The 18,745-nt window shown below is 70.3% G+C and carries 14 protein-coding genes; 6 read left to right on the top strand and 8 right to left on the bottom strand.

The features are described from left to right. Window positions 1-12 precede the first annotated feature (12 nt). Entirely contained in the window at window positions 13-1,152 is a 1,140-nt protein-coding gene (alc, locus tag ACZ7L9_RS04600) for an allantoicase (protein ID WP_471412436.1), read from the top strand. Between the two features lie 174 nt (window positions 1,153-1,326). Here the strand turns inward: alc and pepN (ACZ7L9_RS04595) are convergent, their stop codons facing one another. Further along, window positions 1,327-3,903, bottom strand: a complete 2,577-nt coding sequence (gene pepN, locus ACZ7L9_RS04595) for an aminopeptidase N (RefSeq protein WP_471412434.1) — start codon at window positions 3,901-3,903, stop codon at window positions 1,327-1,329. A 112-nt stretch (window positions 3,904-4,015) separates the two neighbouring features. Between pepN (ACZ7L9_RS04595) and ACZ7L9_RS04590 the strand changes: the two genes are divergently transcribed. Both ACZ7L9_RS04590 and ACZ7L9_RS04585 read left to right on the top strand, forming a co-directional pair. Continuing rightward, window positions 4,016-4,246: a ribbon-helix-helix domain-containing protein gene (locus ACZ7L9_RS04590; protein WP_471412433.1), complete on the top strand. Its 231-nt coding sequence runs from the start codon at window positions 4,016-4,018 to the stop codon at window positions 4,244-4,246. Continuing rightward, entirely contained in the window at window positions 4,233-4,580 is a 348-nt protein-coding gene (locus ACZ7L9_RS04585; protein WP_471412431.1) for a type II toxin-antitoxin system PemK/MazF family toxin, read from the top strand. Before ACZ7L9_RS04590 ends, ACZ7L9_RS04585 begins: the two co-directional genes overlap by 14 nt. A gap of 56 nt (window positions 4,581-4,636) precedes the next feature. On the opposite strand, the gene ACZ7L9_RS04580 is transcribed toward ACZ7L9_RS04585, so the two are convergent. From ACZ7L9_RS04580 to pepN (ACZ7L9_RS04565), 4 genes are all read right to left on the bottom strand, one after another. Next, window positions 4,637-5,665, bottom strand: a complete 1,029-nt coding sequence (locus ACZ7L9_RS04580) for an aspartate-semialdehyde dehydrogenase (protein ID WP_471412429.1) — start codon at window positions 5,663-5,665, stop codon at window positions 4,637-4,639. 258 nt (window positions 5,666-5,923) lie between these two features. Next, complete coding sequence (locus ACZ7L9_RS04575) at window positions 5,924-9,235, bottom strand: S8 family serine peptidase (protein ID WP_471412427.1); 3,312 nt, start codon at window positions 9,233-9,235, stop codon at window positions 5,924-5,926. 179 nt (window positions 9,236-9,414) lie between these two features. Continuing rightward, the gene (locus ACZ7L9_RS04570; RefSeq protein WP_471412425.1) at window positions 9,415-10,473 is read right to left on the bottom strand and encodes a hypothetical protein; all 1,059 of its coding nucleotides are present in this window, start codon (window positions 10,471-10,473) and stop codon (window positions 9,415-9,417) included. 211 nt (window positions 10,474-10,684) lie between these two features. After that, on the bottom strand, window positions 10,685-13,297 hold the full coding sequence (gene pepN, locus ACZ7L9_RS04565; RefSeq protein ID WP_471412424.1) for an aminopeptidase N: 2,613 nt from the start codon (window positions 13,295-13,297) through the stop codon (window positions 10,685-10,687). Between the two features lie 133 nt (window positions 13,298-13,430). Here pepN (ACZ7L9_RS04565) and ACZ7L9_RS04560 point away from each other — a divergent pair, with 133 nt between their 5' ends. Further along, entirely contained in the window at window positions 13,431-14,078 is a 648-nt protein-coding gene (locus ACZ7L9_RS04560) for a mycothiol-dependent nitroreductase Rv2466c family protein (RefSeq protein WP_471412422.1), read from the top strand. 145 nt (window positions 14,079-14,223) lie between these two features. Here the strand turns inward: ACZ7L9_RS04560 and ACZ7L9_RS04555 are convergent, their stop codons facing one another. Then, window positions 14,224-14,757: a DUF4240 domain-containing protein gene (locus ACZ7L9_RS04555; protein WP_471412421.1), complete on the bottom strand. Its 534-nt coding sequence runs from the start codon at window positions 14,755-14,757 to the stop codon at window positions 14,224-14,226. A gap of 80 nt (window positions 14,758-14,837) precedes the next feature. Between ACZ7L9_RS04555 and ACZ7L9_RS04550 the strand changes: the two genes are divergently transcribed. Then, complete coding sequence (locus tag ACZ7L9_RS04550) at window positions 14,838-15,296, top strand: GNAT family N-acetyltransferase (protein ID WP_471412419.1); 459 nt, start codon at window positions 14,838-14,840, stop codon at window positions 15,294-15,296. Between the two features lie 27 nt (window positions 15,297-15,323). On the opposite strand, the gene ACZ7L9_RS04545 is transcribed toward ACZ7L9_RS04550, so the two are convergent. Continuing rightward, complete coding sequence (locus ACZ7L9_RS04545) at window positions 15,324-16,277, bottom strand: NADP-dependent oxidoreductase (protein WP_471412418.1); 954 nt, start codon at window positions 16,275-16,277, stop codon at window positions 15,324-15,326. A gap of 174 nt (window positions 16,278-16,451) precedes the next feature. Beyond that, window positions 16,452-17,687: an MFS transporter gene (locus ACZ7L9_RS04540; protein ID WP_471412417.1), complete on the bottom strand. Its 1,236-nt coding sequence runs from the start codon at window positions 17,685-17,687 to the stop codon at window positions 16,452-16,454. Between the two features lie 61 nt (window positions 17,688-17,748). Between ACZ7L9_RS04540 and ACZ7L9_RS04535 the strand changes: the two genes are divergently transcribed. Then, a complete protein-coding gene (locus tag ACZ7L9_RS04535) occupies window positions 17,749-18,726 on the top strand; it encodes an ArsR/SmtB family transcription factor (protein ID WP_471412415.1) in 978 nt (325 codons plus the stop codon). The last annotated feature ends 19 nt before the right edge of the window (window positions 18,727-18,745 follow it).

The following is an 18,745-nucleotide window of genomic DNA, read 5'->3' as shown; positions in this document are numbered from 1 at the left end:
GACAGTGGACGCATGACCTTCGACCAGAATGAGAACCAGCACGAGGACCCCCACGCCAACGACGCGGCCCCCTACGGCGGTGGCGACCCGTACGCCGACTACCGCACCACAGACCTCCCCTTCACCGACCTCGTCGACCTCGCCGACCGCCGCCTCGGCGCGGGCGTGATCGCCGCCAACGACGAGTTCTTCGCCCAGCGAGAGAACCTCCTGGTCCGGGAGCGCGCGGTCTTCGACCCCGAGCACTTCGGCCACAAGGGCAAGATCATGGACGGCTGGGAGACCCGCCGCCGACGCGGTGCGGACGCGGCCCACCCGTTCCCGGCCCAAGAGGAGCACGACTGGGCGCTGATCCGCCTCGGCGCCCCCGGCATCATCCGCGGCATCGTCGTCGACACGGCCCACTTCCGCGGCAACTACCCGCAGCGCGTCTCGATCCAGGCGACGGCGGTCGAGGGCTCGCCGAGCCCCGCCGAACTCCTCGCGGACGACGTGAAGTGGGAGGAGATCGTCCCGCCGACCCCCGTACGCGGCCACGCCGCCAACGGCTTCGAGATCAACGGCGGCCGCCGTTACACCCACGTCCGCCTCTGCCAGCACCCCGACGGCGGCATCGCCCGCCTCCGCGTCCACGGCGAGGTCCTCCCCGACCCGTCCTGGCTCGCCACGCTCGGCACGTTCGACCTGATCTCGGTCCTGAACGGCGGCAGCTACGAGGACGCCTCCGACCGCTTCTACTCCTCACCGACCCAGATCATCCTGCCCGGCACCTCCCGCAAGATGGACGACGGCTGGGAGAACCGCCGCCGCCGGGTCCGCGATACGAACGACTGGGTCCGCTTCCGTCTCCCCGCCCAGGGCGCGGTCCGCGCGGTCGAGATCGACACTGCCTACCTCAAGGGCAACGCCGCCGGCTGGGTCGCCCTCCACGGCCGCAACGGCGAGACCGGCGAATGGTTCGAGATCATCCCCCGCACCAGGCTCCAGCCCGACACCCTCCACCGCTTCCCCCTCCGCGCCCAGGCGATCGTCACCCACGTCCGCCTCGACGCCTTCCCGGACGGCGGAGTCGCCCGCATGCGCCTGCACGGCAGCCTGACGGAGTCGGGTGCGGCCGAACTGGCCCGGCGCTACGAGGAGTCGGGCGCGTAGGAAACCTGCCCGCACCCCCCCTGTGCCCCCGCCCGTCGGACGGCTGCGCTCCGGCGCCCGCCCGACGGGCGGTTTCCATACGCGTCCACGAGGTGACGGACGAGAAGGGGCGGGTACCGTGCCCGGCCCCGCAGGGCCATGCACCGTACCCGCCCCGGCAACCCGGAACCCGCCCTACGCGACAGCCGCCGCCGCGTCCGCGGCCTGGGCCTTGAGCGCGCGTTCCACGCCCGCGCGGGACTCGGACATCAGGCGGCGCAGGGCCGCGGACGGCTCCGCCGAGGACAGCCAGGCGTCCGTGGCGTCCAGGGTGGCCTGCGAGACCTGGACGGCCGGGTAGAGGCCGACGGCGATCTGCTGCGCCATCTCGTGGCTGCGCGACTCCCAGACGCCCTTGACCGCCGCGAAGTACTTCTCCGTGTACGGGGCGAGCAGCTCGCGCTGGTCGGTCTGGACGAAGCCGGCGATGACCGCCTCCTGGACGGCGTTCGGCAGCTTGTCGGACTCGACGACCGAGGCCCACGCCTCCGCCTTCGCCTCCTCGGTGGGGCGTGCCGCGCGGGCGGTCGCCGCGTGGCGCTCGCCCGCCGCCGTCCTGTCGCGCTCGTACTCGCCGGCGATCTCGTCCTCTTCGAACACACCGGTCGCGGCAAGCCGCTCGACGAACGCCCAGCGCAGCTCCGTGTCGACGGCCAGACCCTCGACCGTCTCCTTGCCGTCGAGCAGCGACTGCAGCAGGTCCAGCTGCTGCGGGGTGCGAGCCGTCGCCGCGAAGGCGCGGGCCCAGGCCAGCTGGTGGTCGCTGCTCGGCTCCGCCGCGCGCAGGTGCGCGAGCGTGGCCTCGGTCCACCGCGTCAGCCCGGCCTCGCGCCACTGCGGCGCCGCGTACAGGTCCAGCGCCAGCTTCACCTGACGGTGCAGCGACTGGACGACGCCGATGTCCGACTCCTTGCCGATGCCGGAGAGCACCAGGGAGAGGTAGTCCCGGGTCACCAGCTCGCCGTCACGGGTCATGTCCCACGCGGAGGCCCAGCACAGCGCGCGGGGAAGGGACTCGGTGAAGTCGCCGAGGTGTTCGGTGACGACGCGCAGCGACTCCTCGTCGAGCCGGACCTTCGCGTACGACAGGTCGTCGTCGTTGAGCAGGATCACGGCGGGGCGGGCGGTGCCGGCCGGGAACGGCACCGTCGTGCGCGCGCCGTCGACGTCCAGCTCGATCCGGTTCGTACGGACCAGCTTGCCGTTGGCGTCGAGGTCGTAGCAGCCGATCGCGATGCGGTGCGGCCGCAGCGTCGGCTCGCCCTTCGCGCCGGCGGGCAGGGCCGGGGCCTCCTGGAGGACGGTGAACGACGTGACGTGACCGTTCTCGTCCGTGACGATCTCCGGGCGCAGGATGTTGATGCCCGCCGTCTCCAGCCACGCCTTCGACCAGGTCTTCAGGTCGCGGCCGGAGGTCTTCTCCAGCGCGCCCAGCAGGTCGGACAGCCGGGTGTTGCCGAACGCGTGCGCCTTGAAGTACGCCTGGACGCCCGTGAAGAACGCGTCCATGCCGACGTACGCCACCAGCTGCTTCAGGACCGAGGCGCCCTTGGCGTACGTGATCCCGTCGAAGTTGACCAGTACGTCGTCCAGGTCACTGATGTCCGCCATGATCGGGTGCGTGGACGGCAGCTGGTCCTGGCGGTAGGCCCAGGTCTTCTCGGTGTTGGCGAACGTGGTCCAGGAGTTCGGCCACTTCGAGCCCTCCGCGTACGCCTGGCAGGCGACCGAGGTGTACGTGGCGAACGACTCGTTCAGCCACAGGTCGTTCCACCACTCCATGGTGACGAGGTCGCCGAACCACATGTGCGCCAGCTCGTGCAGGATGGTCTCCGCGCGCCGCTCGTACGCCGCGTCCGTCACCTTCGAACGGAATACGTACTGGTCGCGGATGGTGACCGCGCCCGCGTTCTCCATCGCGCCCGCGTTGAACTCGGGGACGAAGAGCTGGTCGTACTTGGCGAACGGGTAGGCGTAGTCGAACTTCTCCTGGAACCAGTCGAAGCCCTGCCGCGTCACGTCGAAGATCGCGTCCGCGTCGAGGAACTCGGCCAGCGACGGACGGCAGTAGATGCCGAGCGGAACGGACTGGCCGTCCCTCTCGTAGCTGCTGTGCACCGCGTGGTACGGGCCGGCGATCAGCGCCGTGATGTACGTCGAGATGCGCGGCGTCGGCTCGAAGGACCAGACGTCGTCCTGCGGCTCGGGTGTCGGCGAGTTGGAGATCACGGTCCAGCCGGACGGGGCCTTCACGGTGAACCGGAACGTGGCCTTCAGGTCGGGCTGTTCGAAGCTGGCGAAGACGCGGCGCGCGTCCGGCACCTCGAACTGGGTGTAGAGGTACGCCTGCTCGTCGACCGGGTCGACGAAGCGGTGCAGACCCTCGCCCGTGTTGGTGTACGAGCAGTCGGCGACGACCTTCAGCTCGTTGGAGCCCGCGGCCAGGTGCGGGAGCGCGATGCGTGAATCGCGGAACACGGCCGCGACGTCCAGCGCCCGGCCGTTCAGCTCGACCTCGTGCACGGCCGGGGCGACCAGGTCGATGAAGGTCTCCGCACCGGCCTCGGCGGAGTCGAAGCGCACGGTGGTGACGGACCGGTAGGTGCCGCCCTCCTGCGCTCCGGAGAGGTCGAGATCGATCTCGTACGCGTCCACGGTCAGCAGGCGCGCCCGCTCCTGTGCCTCTTCGCGGGTCAGATTGGTGCCAGGCACGCGGTCATCTCCTTGGTATGTGACGTTTTGGTCATCCTTCCACGTCGCATGGCGCATGCCGCATGTCGGAGCGAAGTAGCCTCAGGTGTACTACTGCGGTAGCATCAACGGTATGAAGATCAGTGTGAGCTTGCCACAGGAGGATGTTGCCTTCGTCGACGAGTACGCCATGAAGACGGAGGCCGATTCCCGGTCCGCGGTGATTCATGCCGCCATTGAGCTGTTGCGCGCCGCCGGTCTGGAGGCGGAGTACACGGAGGCGTTCGAGGAGTGGGACGCCAGCGAGGACGCCGCGCTCTGGGACCGTACGGTCGGGGACGGAATCGCCGATGCGCAGGGGTGACATCCATCTGGTCGATCTGGATCCGGCCAGGGGCAGTGAGGCCAACAAGGTCAGGCCGGCCGTGATTGTGTCCAACAACGCCGCCAACCAGTCGGTCGAGCTCAACGGCAAAGGCGTGATCACCGTCGTGCCTCTGACATCGAACACCGCCCGCGTTCTCACGTTCCAGGTCCTTCTCAGGGCTGACGAGTGCCGCCTGCCCAGGGACTCGAAGGTCCAGTGCGAGCAGGTCCGGGCCATCACCCCGGACCGTGTCCTGAAGCGGATCGGGGTCGTCCCGCGCCGGCGTATGGCCGAGATCGACGCCGCCCTGCGACGGCACCTCGCCCTCTGACGGATACGAAAGGGCGGCCACCGGTGCCCGGTGGCCGCCCTTCCACGCGTGAGGCGTCAGCCGTTCAGCTCCGCCGCCACCAGCTCCGCGATCTGGACCGCGTTCAGCGCCGCGCCCTTGCGCAGGTTGTCGTTGGAGACGAAGAGCGCGAGGCCGTTCTCCACGGTCTCGTCGACCCGGATCCGGCCGACGAACGAGGCGTCCTTGCCGGCGGCCTGGAGCGGGGTGGGGATCTCGGAGATCTCGACGCCCGGGGCGTCCTTCAGCAGCTCGTAGGCGCGCTCGACGCTGATCGGACGGGCGAAACGTGCGTTGACCTGCAACGAGTGGCCGGAGAAGACCGGCACCCGGACACAGGTGCCGGACACCTTCAGCTCCGGGATCTCCAGGATCTTGCGGGACTCGTTGCGGAGCTTCTGCTCCTCGTCGGTCTCGAAGGAGCCGTCGTCGACGATCGAGCCGGCCAGCGGGAGCACGTTGAAGGCGATCGGACGCTTGTAGACGCCCGGCTCGGGAAAGTCGACGGCGTCGCCGTCGTGGGTGAGCTTGTCGGCCTCGGCGACGACCTTGGACGCCTGGCCGTGCAGCTCGGCGACACCGGCCAGCCCGGAGCCGGACACCGCCTGGTAGGTGGCGACGGTCAGCGTCTGGAGACCGGCCTCGTCGTGCAGCGGGCGCAGCACGGGCATGGCGGCCATCGTGGTGCAGTTCGGGTTGGCGATGATGCCCTTGGGCCGGTTCGTGATCGCGTGCGCGTTGACCTCGGAGACGACCAGCGGGACCTCGGGGTCCTTGCGCCAGGCGGAGGAGTTGTCGATCACGACGGCGCCCTGCGCGGCGACCTTCTCGGCGAGCGCCTTCGACGTGGCGCCACCGGCCGAGAACAACACGATGTCCAGCCCGGAGTAGTCGGCCGTCGAGGCGTCCTCGACGGTGATCTCCCGGCCCTCCCACTCGATGGTGGAGCCCGCGGAGCGCGCGGAGGCGAACAGTCGCAGCTCGCCGACCGGGAACTTCCGCTCGGCCAGGATCCCGCGCATGACTGTGCCGACCTGACCGGTGGCGCCGACGATTCCGACCTTCACGGGAACTCCTTCGAACGTACGAACTGGCACGGTTGCCGCATCCATCATGCGTATGTCCACGGCTTCCTTGTCCAATTCATTGTCCGTGGTGTGGACAGGTTCCGCCCGGTGCGGCGGTCCGGCCCGGAGTGCCCGTACTCCGCAACACTTTGGCCAACTGCGACGCAACGTCGCACCCGCGCACATGGCAGTGGGGCGGGAGCTCCGCCGAGCCCCCGCCCCACTGTCGTACGGATCACATACTGGACACGGCGGTCGTTACGGCGTGACCTTCTCGATCACGACGCTGCCGGTGCCCGCCGCGGTCCCGCGGCCGTTCACCAGGTGGACCTCGCCGAAGAACTGCCGGCCCTCGGGGGCCGCTCCGGCGACGGATACCTCGGCACCGACCTGGGCGGAGGCGCCGTTGGCCAGGTTCACGGCCTTCGACTCGTCGACCTTGATCGTGCCGAGCGACGGCGCGTAGTACACATCGCGGTAGTCGTACGTGGTGGTCCCGGCCGGAACGCTGTAGCCGTCGATCACGACGGTGTACGTACCGGCGGCGGGCTTCAGCAGGCTGACCGACTCCTCGGAGCCGGCCGTGGTGGACTTGCCGACCTGGGTGTTGCCCCGGAAGACGTACAGGTCCAGGTCCGCGTTGGCGTCCGACGTACCGCCGATGGCGACGTCCAGCTTCTCGACGCCCTCACCGATGGTGACCTCGAACTCCTGCTCGTCGCCCGTCTTGATCGACGGCTTGGCGACCTTGGCCGAGCCCAGCGAGCCGCCCTTGAGCGAGCCCACCAGGTCACCCGCGTTGTTGGTGGCCTTCCAGGTCACCGGGGCGGGCGTGCCGATCTTCGCCTCGGCGATGGTCTGCACCGCCGGGTCGAAGGTCGCACCGAGCAGCGAGACGTCCAGCTTGTACGGGTTGTCCAGCAGCGGCGACGTACGCCGTGCCTCGACCTCGATCTCCCAGACGCCCGCCTGCGGGTCCTTGTAGGAGCGCACGTCGGGGCGGCAGGTGTTGGTCGGGCTCTCGTAGTTCGGGTAGCAGAAGATCGTGGAGCTGCTCTCCATCTGCACCCCGTACGGGTGGATCGAGATGAAGCGGGTCTGGCTGCCCGAGCGCAGCGCGCTCATCGCGACCTCAAGGGTCTTGGCGCCCTCCGGCACGGTCACGAAGTACGACGTGCTGCTGTTGCGCTGCACCGAGCCGGACGCATTGAACGCGTAGCCGGGCTTCACGAGCTCCTTGGAGACGACCACCGTGGTCAGGATCTGCTGGTCCACGCCGGCGGTCTTGTTGTCGTCCACCTGCAGGATCGCGCTGTGGACGCCCGCGCTGCCCGGCTTCGCCTGGACCTTGACGGTGACCGGCTTGCCGAGCGGCAGGGAGACCGTGCCGGGACCGGTCAGCTCGAAGGTGCCGTCGTTGTTCTTCCAGGACAGCTGGTGCTTGACGGCCGTGTCCGGACCCGTGGTCCGGGTGATCGTGATGTCGTACGACTTCTTCTGGCCGACCTTCAGGCCGCCGTTGCGGTCGTAGAGGCCGGTGCCGAAGCCCGGGGTCTTGAGCCGGTCGGAGAGGCTCGTGTCGACCGGGGCCTTCACCGCGTACTCGTGCGCCGGGGCACCCTGCTTCTCGATGAGCTTCCAGGCGTCGACGATGTTGATCAGACCGGAGCCCTGGGCGTGCGCGGGCACGTCCTCGATGTGGGTGGCGGTGCTGGTCAGCGCGGTGCGCAGGTCGGCGGGCGGCAGCTCGATGTGCTTCTGCTTCGCGGCCGACAGCAGCAGCGCGGTAGCACCGGCGGCCTGGGGCGAGGCCATCGAGGTGCCCTGCAGCATGGAGTAACCGGCCGGCAGGTCGTAGCCCGCCTCCTTGACCGGGCCACCGGGCAGCCAGGTCTGGGTGCTGTTGATCGCGGCACCCGGGGCCGTCAGGGTCGGCGTGAAGCCACCGTCCTCACGCGGGCCGCGCGAGGAGAACGGCAGCATGTCGTACTTCTTGGTGACGTTCGAGCCGTAGTTGGCGGCCCACGTCTCCTTGGAGATGGACGCGCCGACGGAGATGACGTGGTCGGCGAGGCCGGGGTCGCCGATGGTGTTCACACCCGGACCGTCGTTGCCGGCCGAGATGACCAGCTGGACGCCGTACATGTCGATGAGCCGCTTGTACAGCCTCGCGCGGGCGTTCTCGCCGTCGTTGAGCGGCGGCAGGCCACCGATCGACATGTTGACGACATCGACACCGCGGTTCACGACGAGGTCGATCATGCCCTCGGTGAGCGCGATGTTGGTGCAGCCGCCGGACCAGGTGCAGGCGCGCGAGGAGACGATCTGCGCGCCGGGCGCGGCGCCGTTCATCTTGCCGCCGAACAGACCGTTCGCGGAGGTGATGCCCGCGACGTGGGTGCCGTGCTCGCTCTCGATGACGCCGATGTTCACGTAGTCGGACGTGGCGCCGGCCGCGTTGTAGACGACGTTCTTGCGCGTCTCCACGACGAACGGGATGCGCTCGACGACGTCGGTCCGCGGGTCGTCCGTGCCGAAGTAGGAGACCTGGTGGTTCTCCTTGTACGGCTTCAGAGCGGTGTCGTCGGTGAAGTCGCCGTTGTTGTTCAGGTCGACGCGCGTGGTGCCGGTGACCGGGTCGTAGAGCACGGCCCACGTGTCGGTGGTGTCACCGTCGCGGTTCAGGTCGCCCGCCATGTCGCCGCCCTTGGTGGCGGCCTCGGCGAACATCTTGATCTTGTAGTCGCCGTCCGGCGCCTTGTACGTACGGCCCTGGTACGTGAACGTCGGGCCGGACACGGCGTCCGTCATCCGCAGCCAGGTGCCGTCGCCGTCGCTGACCGGGTCCGTGGCGGTCACCCAGTCGACGATCTTGCGGGCGCCCGTGGTCGTCTTCTGCAGCGCCGGGTGGCCGAGGTCGACACCGGAGTCGAGGATGCCGATGGTCACCCCGCGGCCGTCGGCCTTCGGGTGCTGCGCGACGAAGTCGACCGCGCCCGTCTCGAAGGACGGGTTGTACGGGTTCTTCGCCGGGGTCTTCTTGCCAGGCGCCGGATAGCTGCCGGTCGACTTGACCCCGGCCGTGGAACCGGCTGCCCGGTCGGCGGCGGGCGTCGGGTCGTCCAGCTTGATCTCCTGCTTGAGATCGATGCCCTGGACGGACGACAGCTTGGCGGCCGCCTTGATGGTCGCGTCGGCCGACGCGGTGGGCACGGTGGCCCGTACGTAGCCGAGCTTGTCGTACGTACGTCCCAGCACGGACCCCTCGACGGCGTCCAGTTGCTTGGCGACCTGCGCGGTCGCACCGGGAGCGGTGGCGACCATCATGGTGATGTTCTTCTCGCCCTTGGCCTTGGCCTTGGCCAGAACGTCGGCGTCGGTCGCGCCGAGCTTGTCGCTCGTGGCGCCCTTCGCGGCGGACTTGACTGGTGCGGGGGCGGGGTCGTCGGCGGCAAAGACCGGGGCGGCGCCGGTGGCGGCCAGCGCGGCCACCAGACCGGCGGCGGCAGCGACTCGGGCCGCGCGTCTCGCCCCGGGTATGGAACTGGGGGACTCGGTGGTCATCAGCATCCCTGAAGTGAAAGAGAGAGTCCGGAATTCGGTACCGGATGACCGCTCACCCTTTCGTAAATGACAGGGGTTGTGGAGAGTTGGGGTGCGCGAGATGGTGACATGGCGGAATCCCGCCACTGTGGCTGATGTGCCATCAGGGATGATGTGGTGCATAAGTGGCCTGTGCGGCCCGGCTTTCAGCGAGGGAGGATCATCACGTACGCGGCCGGTTCGCGATCGGCCGCCGCCATCAACGCGGTCTGTACCGCGACCGCCTGTTGTTCCTTCGCGTCGCGAAGGTTCTTCGGCGAGAGATGGACGACGGTGACGCCGAGCCGCTCCAGATGCTCCCGCTCGGCGGTGTACGCGGACCACTGCGCGTCGTGCTCCTCCTGGCGCCGGTCGTCGCCGAGCCTGCTGTGCAGGGGTGCCCTGGTGTCGAGAACCACGGCGACGGCCTCCTCGGGCCAGTAGGCGTCGACCCCGCCCAGATGCGGGCCGCCGGGCAACCGCAGGTCCACGTTCCACAGCGGCTCCGGCAGGCCGTACGACCGCACCGTGTCGTACAGCCGCTTCTCCGCCAGTGCCCGGCCCTCGGCGAGCAACGCGTCGACGGCGTCCATCACATGGGGGTGGCCCAGCAGTTCGGCCCGGTTCAACTCGCGTACGACGGTGGCCGGTTCGCAGTGCTCGCCGCGGACCGCCTCGGTGAGCAGGCGGCGTACGGCCGAGGCGTCCTCCAGCCCGGCGACCGCGTCCGTGAGCGCCCGCTCCACCGGAGCCACGGGCAGGCCCCGCACCTCCTCGGGGCGGGGCGGTTCGGCGGCCCGCACCAGGCGCACGTACCGGACCGAGCGCAGCCGCCGGGTGCGCGGCACCAGCACATCGATCCTGGTCGCCGAAGCGGACGGCGGCGCGGCGGCGAACCCGTGCAGGGCGAGCGCGGCAAGCCCGGTGATCATGGCCTCGCCGTACCCGGACTCCGCGCCCGCATCCCGTCGGCGACCATCGGAGGCCAGTGGTCGTCCGGCGTACAGCAGGGCGGCACGCAGCAGTTCCTCGCCGGTGGGCGGCTCCGGGTGCAGGACATACACGCCGGGCAGCGGCTGCTGCCACGGCCCACCGGTCCTGCATTGCGCGGCGGCCGCCGCGACGGACACGCCGTGGGTCCTCAACTGTGCTGCGGACAGCACCCGTTGACGGGCATCGTCGGCGATGCGGAGGTGACCGGGGGAGAGAGGAGTGTTCTGGGTCATGCTCCGGGGTATCCCGCACGCGGTCGCGGTGTTAACCCCTGTTACACACCCGTCGACAATTCAGGACAACGCCGCCCTAAAGCGCGCGTGTTCGACAATCGAAAAGACCTGACCAGTGCGGATCGTCCACCCACCCGGGCACCCCCGGCCCGGCCCCCGGCCCGTCCGGCGATCGAGGACGGAGCCGGGGCGCCCGGCCGGGGCGCACCCGTCAGATCCCGGCCCCCGCAGCCGCCTCCGCGTCACACCCCTGCGCCCGCAACGCCCGGGCCAGATCGTCCCGCGCCTCCAGCACCAGCCTCCGCAGCGCCGGCGCCGCGTCCTCGTGCGCGGTCAGCCACGCGTCCGTCGCCGCCAGCGTCGACGGATCGTCCTGAAGCGCCGGGAACAGGCCCTTGACCACGATCACGCCGATCTGGATCGACCGCTCGGCCCACACCCGCTCGATCGCGGCGAAGTACTTGTCCGCGTACGGCGCCAGCAACTCCCGCTGCGACGACTGCTCGAAGCCCGTGATCGTCGCCTCCACCAACGCGTTGGACAGTGCGTCCGACTCCACGACCCCGGCCCACGCCTGCGCCTTCACCGCAGCCGACGGCCGCGAGGCCAGGCACCGCACCTGGTGCCGCTTCCCGGACGCCGTGTCGTCGCGGGCCAGTTCGGCATCGATGACCGACTCGTCGGCCACCCCGTGCGCCGCCAACGGGGACAGCAACGCCCACCGCAGCTCCTGGTCGACGTCCAGCCCGTCGATCCGGGCCGAGCCGTCCAGCAGCCCGGACAACAGCTGGAAGTCGGAGTCCGAGTCGGCGACCGACGCGAAGAACCGCGCCCACGCCAACTGGTGCTCGCTGCCCGGTTCGGCGACCCGCAGCTCCCGCAGCGCCCCCTCTGCCAGCGCCCGGCCGCCCTCCTCGCGCCCCCCGGGCGCCACGTAGTGCGTGAGCGCGGTCCGCGTCCAGGTGTGCAGCATCTGGAGCACGCCGATGTCGGACTCCCGGCCGGAGAAGGCCAGCACGAGCGAGACGAAATCGCGGGCCGGCATCAGCCCGTCCCGGGTCAGGTTCCACAGCGCGGACCAGCACAGCGCCCGAGCCAGCGGGTCGGTCATGTCACCGAGGTGCGCCCGCAGCGTGGCCAGGGACACCTCGTCGAAGCGGACCTTGCAGTACGTGAGGTCGTCGTCGTTGACCAGGATCAGCTCGGGCCGCTCGGCCCCCGCCAGCTCCCCGACCACCGTGCGCGGCCCCGCCACATCGACCTCGGCGCGCGCGTACCGCACCAGGTCGCCGTCGGCGGCGCGCCGGTACAGGCCGACCGCGACCCGGTGCGGCCGCAGTTCCGGGTGGGATTCGGCCGCCTCCTGGAGCACCGCCAGCTCCGTGATCCGGTCCGCCGAGTCGTATGCCACCACCGGGGTCAGCGAGTTGACGCCCGCGGTCTGCAGCCACGACCGCGACCAGGCGGTCATGTCACGCCCGGACGTCTCGGCCAGGACGGACAGCAGATCGCCCAGCTGCGTGTTGCCGTAGGCGTGCTTCTTGAAGTAGCGCCGGGCGCCCTCCAGGAACGCCTCTCGCCCCACGTACGCCACCAGCTGCTTCAGCACCGAGGCGCCCTTGGCGTACGTGATCCCGTCGAAGTTGAGCTTGGCGTCCTCCAGGTCACGGATGTCGGCCGTGATCGGGTGCGTGGACGGCAGCTGATCGGCCCGGTACGCCCAGGACTTGCGGTTGTTGGCGAAGGTGATCCAGCCGTCCTCGAAACGGGTCGACTCGACCATCGCGAAGACGCCCATGAAGTCGGCGAACGACTCCTTCAGCCACAGGTCGTCCCACCACTGCATGGTGACGAGGTCACCGAACCACATGTGCGCCATCTCGTGCAGGATGACGTTGGCCCGGCTCTCGTACGCCGCCTGCGTCACCTTGCCGCGGAAGATGTACTCCTCGCGGAACGTGACACAGCCCGGGTTCTCCATCGCGCCGAGGTTGTACTCCGGCACGAACGCCTGGTCGTACTTCCCGAACGGATACGGGTAGTCGAAGTTGTCGTGGAAGAAGTCCAGACCCTGTTTGGTGACGAGGAAGACGTCGTCTGCGTCGAAATGCCGGGCCAGCCCCTTGCGGCACAGCGCGCCGAGCGGGATCTCCAGCTTCGTACCGTCGTCGAACGTACGGCTGTAGGAGTCGGTGACGTAGTGGTACGGACCGGCCACGATCGCCGTGATGTACGTCGAGATCGGCTTCGTCTCGGCGAACCGCCACACCACGCCGTCCCGCGACTCGACGGCCCCGTTGCTCCAGACCGTCCAGCCCTCGGGCGCCGCCACCTCGAAGCGGTATGGAGCCTTCAGGTCGGGCTGCTCGAAGTTCGCGAAGACCCGGCGCGAGTCGGCCGGCTCGTACTGCGTGTAGAGGTAGACCTCGCCGTCCTCCGGGTCGACGAACCGGTGCATGCCCTCACCGGTCCGGCTGTACGCGCACTGCGCGTCGACCACCAGGAGATTCTCGCCCTCCGGCAGGTCCTCCAGCGCCACCCGCGTCCCGTTGAAGACGGCGGCGGGGTCCAGCGGGCGCCCGTTCAGCGTCACCGCGTTCACGCTCGGAGCCACCAGATCCACGAAGGTCGACGCCCCCGCCCGCGCGGCACGGAACCGGATCGTGGTCACCGAGCGGAAGGTCCGCGGCCCGGCGGTCTCGTCGCCGTCTTTGTCGGCCCCGCCGACGGCGGAACGCAGATCGAGAGCGACCTCGTATCCGTCGACGCTCAGCAGCTCGGCCCGGACGCGGGCCTCGTCGCGGGACAGGTTCTCACCAGGCACGGGCACACTCCTTTGTGTCACGTTCGAATAGGTTTGATCCTCCCATGTCGCCACTCGGCCCGGCATAGGGGAATGGCCGGTGCGCCCTGAGGCGTTCTCGGGCACAGGTGCGCATGCCCTTACGAGGAGAGAGATGTCTGACAACAGCACGGCTGCCGGCAAGACCCCTGCCGATTTCTGGTTCGACCCGCTCTGCCCCTGGGCCTGGATGACCTCCCGCTGGATGCTGGAGGTGGAGAAGGTCCGCGACGTCGAGGTCCGCTGGCATGTGATGAGCCTTGCCGTTCTCAACGAGGACAGGCTCGACGAGCTCCCCGAGGAGTACCGCGACCTGCTGGAGAAGGCCTGGGGTCCGGTCCGCGTCGTCATCGCCGCTCAGCAGAAGCACGGCGACGACATCGTCGGCCCGCTCTACACCGCGCTCGGCACCCGCTTCCACAACCAGGGCGAGGGCCCCACCCGTGAGGCGATCGTGGGCGCGCTCCAGGATGTGGGCCTGCCGGCCGAGCTGGCTGACTTCGCGGACTCGGACGCGTACGACGCCGAGCTGCGCGCCTCCCACAAGGAGGGCATCGACAAGGTCGGCCAGGACGTCGGCACCCCGGTCATCGCCGTGCCGGGCGCGAACGGCGAGCAGATCGCCTTCTTCGGCCCGGTCGTCACCCCCGCCCCGAAGGGCGAGGAGGCGGCGAAGCTGTGGGACGGCACGCTGATGGTGGCGTCGATCCCCGGCTTCTACGAGATCAAGCGGACCCGGACCGCCGGGCCCAGCTTCGAGTAGCCCCGCACGAGCGGGGAGCAGTTCGTCGACCGGACGGGGACGCAGGACCCGATCGGATCATCCCCGGATGCGCAGGGCCGCGCGCCGGGCGCAACGAGAGCGGGCCCCGCCAGTCACGGACTGCCGGGGCCCGTAGCCCGCTCCGTCACGCGTACAACGCGTCCAGCTTCGGCAGCCGCAGCGCCACCCGCTCAGCGTCGTCGAAGTCGAAGTCCCACTCCGGGTCCAGGGCGGGGTAGTCGATCGTGAACGAGCCGGCGGGCAGATTCTCGCCCGTCGCCGCCCGGTGCGCATCCCAGGCCACCCCGAGCATTCGCTCGCACTCCATCTCCATGCCCTCGGGCGCCGCGGCCCTGATCTCCGGCAGCTCGGCCAGCGTGTCCGCATCGGCGACGACCCGCTCGAACACCGCACGCCCCTGCGCTATCAGCCAGCCCCGGAAGTAGTCGAAGCCGTCGTCCGAACAGCCGCCGTTGATCGTGTACGCCGCGGCCCAGAGCGGCGCCCGGTAGGAGGCGGCCATCAGGTCCCAGAGCAGCTGCTGCGCGGTGACGATGTCGGCCACGGACCGGGCGCCGAGCAGCGCGGCGGCCCGCTCGGCGACGGCCTCCGCATCCGCCGGGTCGGTGACCCGGGCGCGGGCGTCGTCGATCAGATTCCAGAAGTCCGTCGTGTCCATACGGTGCAGCATGCCGGGGAGGTCTGACAGTCTCGGGTGCGGCGGGCTGCCGAGGGATGAGGGAAGGGGATCGGGCGGACATGAACGTACGACCGGCACGACGGTCCGAGGCCGGGGCGCTGACCGAGCTGGCCCTGGCATCGAAGGCCCACTGGGGCTACGACGAGGCGTTCCTCGCCTCCTGCCGCGACGAACTGACCATGTACCCGGCCGACATCGAACACCGCCGCACGACGGTCGCCGAGGAGGACGGCCGCGTCCTGGGCTTCACCACCTTGGACGGCATCCCGCCCGTCGGCGCCCTCGGCATGATGTTCGTCGCCCCGGACGCCCTGGGCCGGGGCATCGGCCGGCTCCTGTTCGAGCACACCATGACGGAGGCCCGTCGCCTCGGCTTCGAACGCCTCACCATCGACGCCGACCCGAACGCGGAGCCGTTCTACCTCGCGATGGGCGCAGTACGGATCGGGGCGACCCCGTCGGGCTCGATCCCCGGCCGCGAACTGCCGCTGCTGGAGGTCGGCCTCATACCGCGCTGAAATCCGCCGGTGACCGGGTCGGCGCCTTCAGGCGTTCCCGGGGCGGACATCGCGTCGGTCCGGCACGATGATCAGCTTGCCGCGTACGTGGCCGCCCTCGCTCTCCCGGTGGGCGTCGGCCGTCCGGGACAGCGGGTACGTCCGTGCCACCGACAGGGTGAGTTCGCCGGCCACGACCAGCGCGGCTGCCCGCTCAAGGCGCTCCCGGATCTCACCGGCGCCGGCGAACACAAAGCGCACGCCGTGTTCCTCCGCCCGGTGGTCGGCGATGGTGACCACGCGTTCCGGCCCGCCGGCCATCTCGACGAGTTCCGGCAACGAGCCCTTTCCCGCCGTGTCGAATGCCGCGTCCACGCCGTTCGGTGCGAGGGAACGGACCCGCTCGGCGAGACCTTTCCCGTAGGTCACCGGCTCGGTGCCGAGCGAGCGCAGGTAGGCATGGTTGCGCTCGCTCGCCGTACCGATCACGGTTGCGCCGAGATGCCTGGCGATCTGCACGGCCACGGCCCCGACACCACCGGCGGCCCCGTCCACCACCAGCGTCTCCCCGGTCTTCACGCCGAGGTCGTCGAGCGCCTGGTAGGCCGTGTTGACCGCAACCGGCAGTCCGGCCGCTACCTCCCACGGCACGCTCGCGGGCTTGCGCGCGAGCTGAGCCGCGGGCGCCGACACGAACTCGGCGCAGCCGCCCGTACCGATCGAACCGAAGACCTCGTCACCCGCCACGAAGTCGCTCACGCCTTCGCCGACGTCCCGCACGACACCGGCGACGTCGCCCCCGGGCACGGCGGGAAGCTCCACCGGCATCATCGCCGCGACGGCCCCGCTGCGCAGCTGCCAGTCCAGCGGGTTCACCCCTGCGGCCCGGACCTCGACCAGCACCTCCCCAGGACCTGGGCCCGGCACCTCGCAATCCACAACGTGCAATACCTCGGGTCCGCCGTACTCCGTGAACTGCACAGCGCGATACGTCTTTAACATGTTTTCCTTTGCCCATTCGGGGTTTACCGAGACCGGTCAGGAGCGCGGATGCTCCGTCAAGACGCAGCCGAAACTACCGAGCGATGGCCCGACGGCGCACCCGAGTTGGTTCCGAACGACCACCACCGGGCATCGTCCCGCCTCGGGTCCCTGCCGCACAGCAGCAGGAGCCGGTCACGCTTGTCGACCAGCAGAACCCGTGACGTCCACCGCTTCCGAAGTCCCGCGGGGCTCCACGTTGTCCACCGCTCCCGCAGCCCACCGCCCGGCCGTCGCCAGCGCCAGGGTGACCGCGAGCGAGGCCGCCGCCATCACGGTCATCGCCGTCCCCGGCGAGGTCCACTGGGCGACGGCGCCCGCGAGCGCTGCCGCGACGCCCTGCATGGTGAGCATGCCGGAGGAGTGCAGCCCGAGCGCCTGACCGGTGATCTCGTGCGGAGTCAGGGTCATCAGCCGCTCCTGGAACAGCAGACTCGCCGAGAACCCGACCGAGGCGAGCGCGGCCAGGACGAACGTGAGCGGCAGCGCCGGACGCGCGGCGAAGAGCAGATACGGGGCGGCCAGAAGCAGTTGCATCGGCGTGGCCAGCCGCCCCCGCCAGTGCTGTGCGATGAACCGGCCCGCCACGGTGTCCCCGATGAGCATCCCCAGCGCGGCACAGGCGAAGAGGAGCCCCGCGTGCTCGGGGGCGTACGGGACGAACAGCGACTCGCAGCCGACGATCAGCCCGTTCGGCACCCAGAGCGCGAGGTAGACCCGGCGCCGGGACCGGGACGACCACAGGACGGCATTGGTCCGCCACGTCTCGGCGACCGACGGCCGCCCCGAGGCGCGCGGCGGACGGCGGGCCAGGCCGAACCGGGCGACGGCCGCACCGGTCAGATACAAGGCGGCCGCGACCAGCAGCGTGCCGCGCGCGGACAGCGTCGTCACCAGGAGACCGCCGAGCGCGAAACCGCCGATCTGCATCAGGCCGACGCACATGTTCAGTACCGAACGCCCCAGCAGATAACCGTCCTTGGGCAGCACCTCATTGAGCAGGCCGTACCGCACCCCGCCACCCACGGCGGCGATCACGCCCTCGATCAGGATGATCGCGAAGACCACCGGCAACGGAAGCCCGGGAACGGCGAGGACGGCGGTGGCCAGCCCGAAGACGAGTGCCATGCCGGTCATCGCGGCCCGTGGCGGCAGGCGGTCCGCCGCCGACATCAGCACGGTCGCCCCGATCACCTGGGCGAGGGAGGAGCCGAACATGGACAGGGCCGCGAGCAGCGGCGAATCGGTCGCGGCATAGACGAGGGTGCCGAGGGCCAGCCCGCTCATCGTCGACCCGGCCACCTGAACGGCGCTGGTCGCGAAGAGCGGTCCGAACTGCGGCGCCCGGAAGAGTTCCCGGTAGGTACGCATGCGGGGAGTTTCGGTGGCCGCCCACGGCGATCGTTAAAGTTTCGCGCGGAGGCGAAACGTCATGGGCATGTGGCAGATAAACACGGACACGCTCGCGGGGAGCCGGTTCGTCGTCTCGCCGCTCGCCGAGACCATCTCCGCCCTGAACGCCCTGGAGCGGGGACGCGCCGACCACCCCGGCGAACGGGCCTGGCTCGAAGCCCATCTGCCCGCCTACCGGGCCCGGCAGGCCGCCGACCCGGTCGCTGCCCGCCTCGTACCGGCGGCGCTCGGCGGCAGTTGGAACGCGGACTTCATCACGCCCACACCGACGGGCGAGGGCGCGCCGTCCTTCGAGGAGGAACTGGCCCCCGTCCGGGCGGCCACGTCCGAGCGCGCCCGAGCGGATCTGGCGGTGTCCCTCGGCGGCGCTCCGCTTCCGGCCCTCCTGGACCGCGAGGACCTGGCGCAACGCGCCGCTGACGTACTGCACTGGGTATGGCACCGGACCGTGCTGTCGGACTGGCCGCGCCGCCGCCGGATCATCGAGGCGGACATCGTCGCGCGCACCGGCCAGCTGAGCCACGGCGGCTGGGCCGCCGCCCTGAGCGGTCTGCGCCCGGGAATGCGGTGGCTCGGCGGAAGCCGGCTCCAGATCAACGCGCACGACTACCCGCCGAAGCAACTGTGCGGTGTGCGACTGCTCTTCGTCCCCGTCACCCAGCGCGCGGGCTGGGTCTCCTGGGACGACGACGCCGAGCGGTACGCGGTCGTCTACCCGTGCTCGGGCGCCCTTGCCGATACGGGGCGGGTGCGGGCGCCCGACAGCCTGGGCCGGTTGCTCGGCCCCGCGCGGGCGGCGGTCCTGGTCCTCCTCGCCGACCCCAAGAGCACCACCCAGCTGGTGGCCCTGACGGGCCAGGGGCTGGGTTCGGTGGGCCGCCACCTCAAGATCCTGCTGGACTCCGGCCTGGCCGACCGTCGCAGGGCCGGCCGTTCGGTGCTGTACTTTCGTACGGACGTGGGCGACGCGCTGGTGGGTGCCCAACGGGACGGCTGAGTCGGCCGGAGCGGCCGGG

This window comes from Streptomyces sp. NPDC111516, assembly GCF_055635345.1.
The sequence above is the reverse complement of the archived record's forward strand: the minus strand, read 5'-3'. Positions and strand labels throughout refer to the sequence as shown.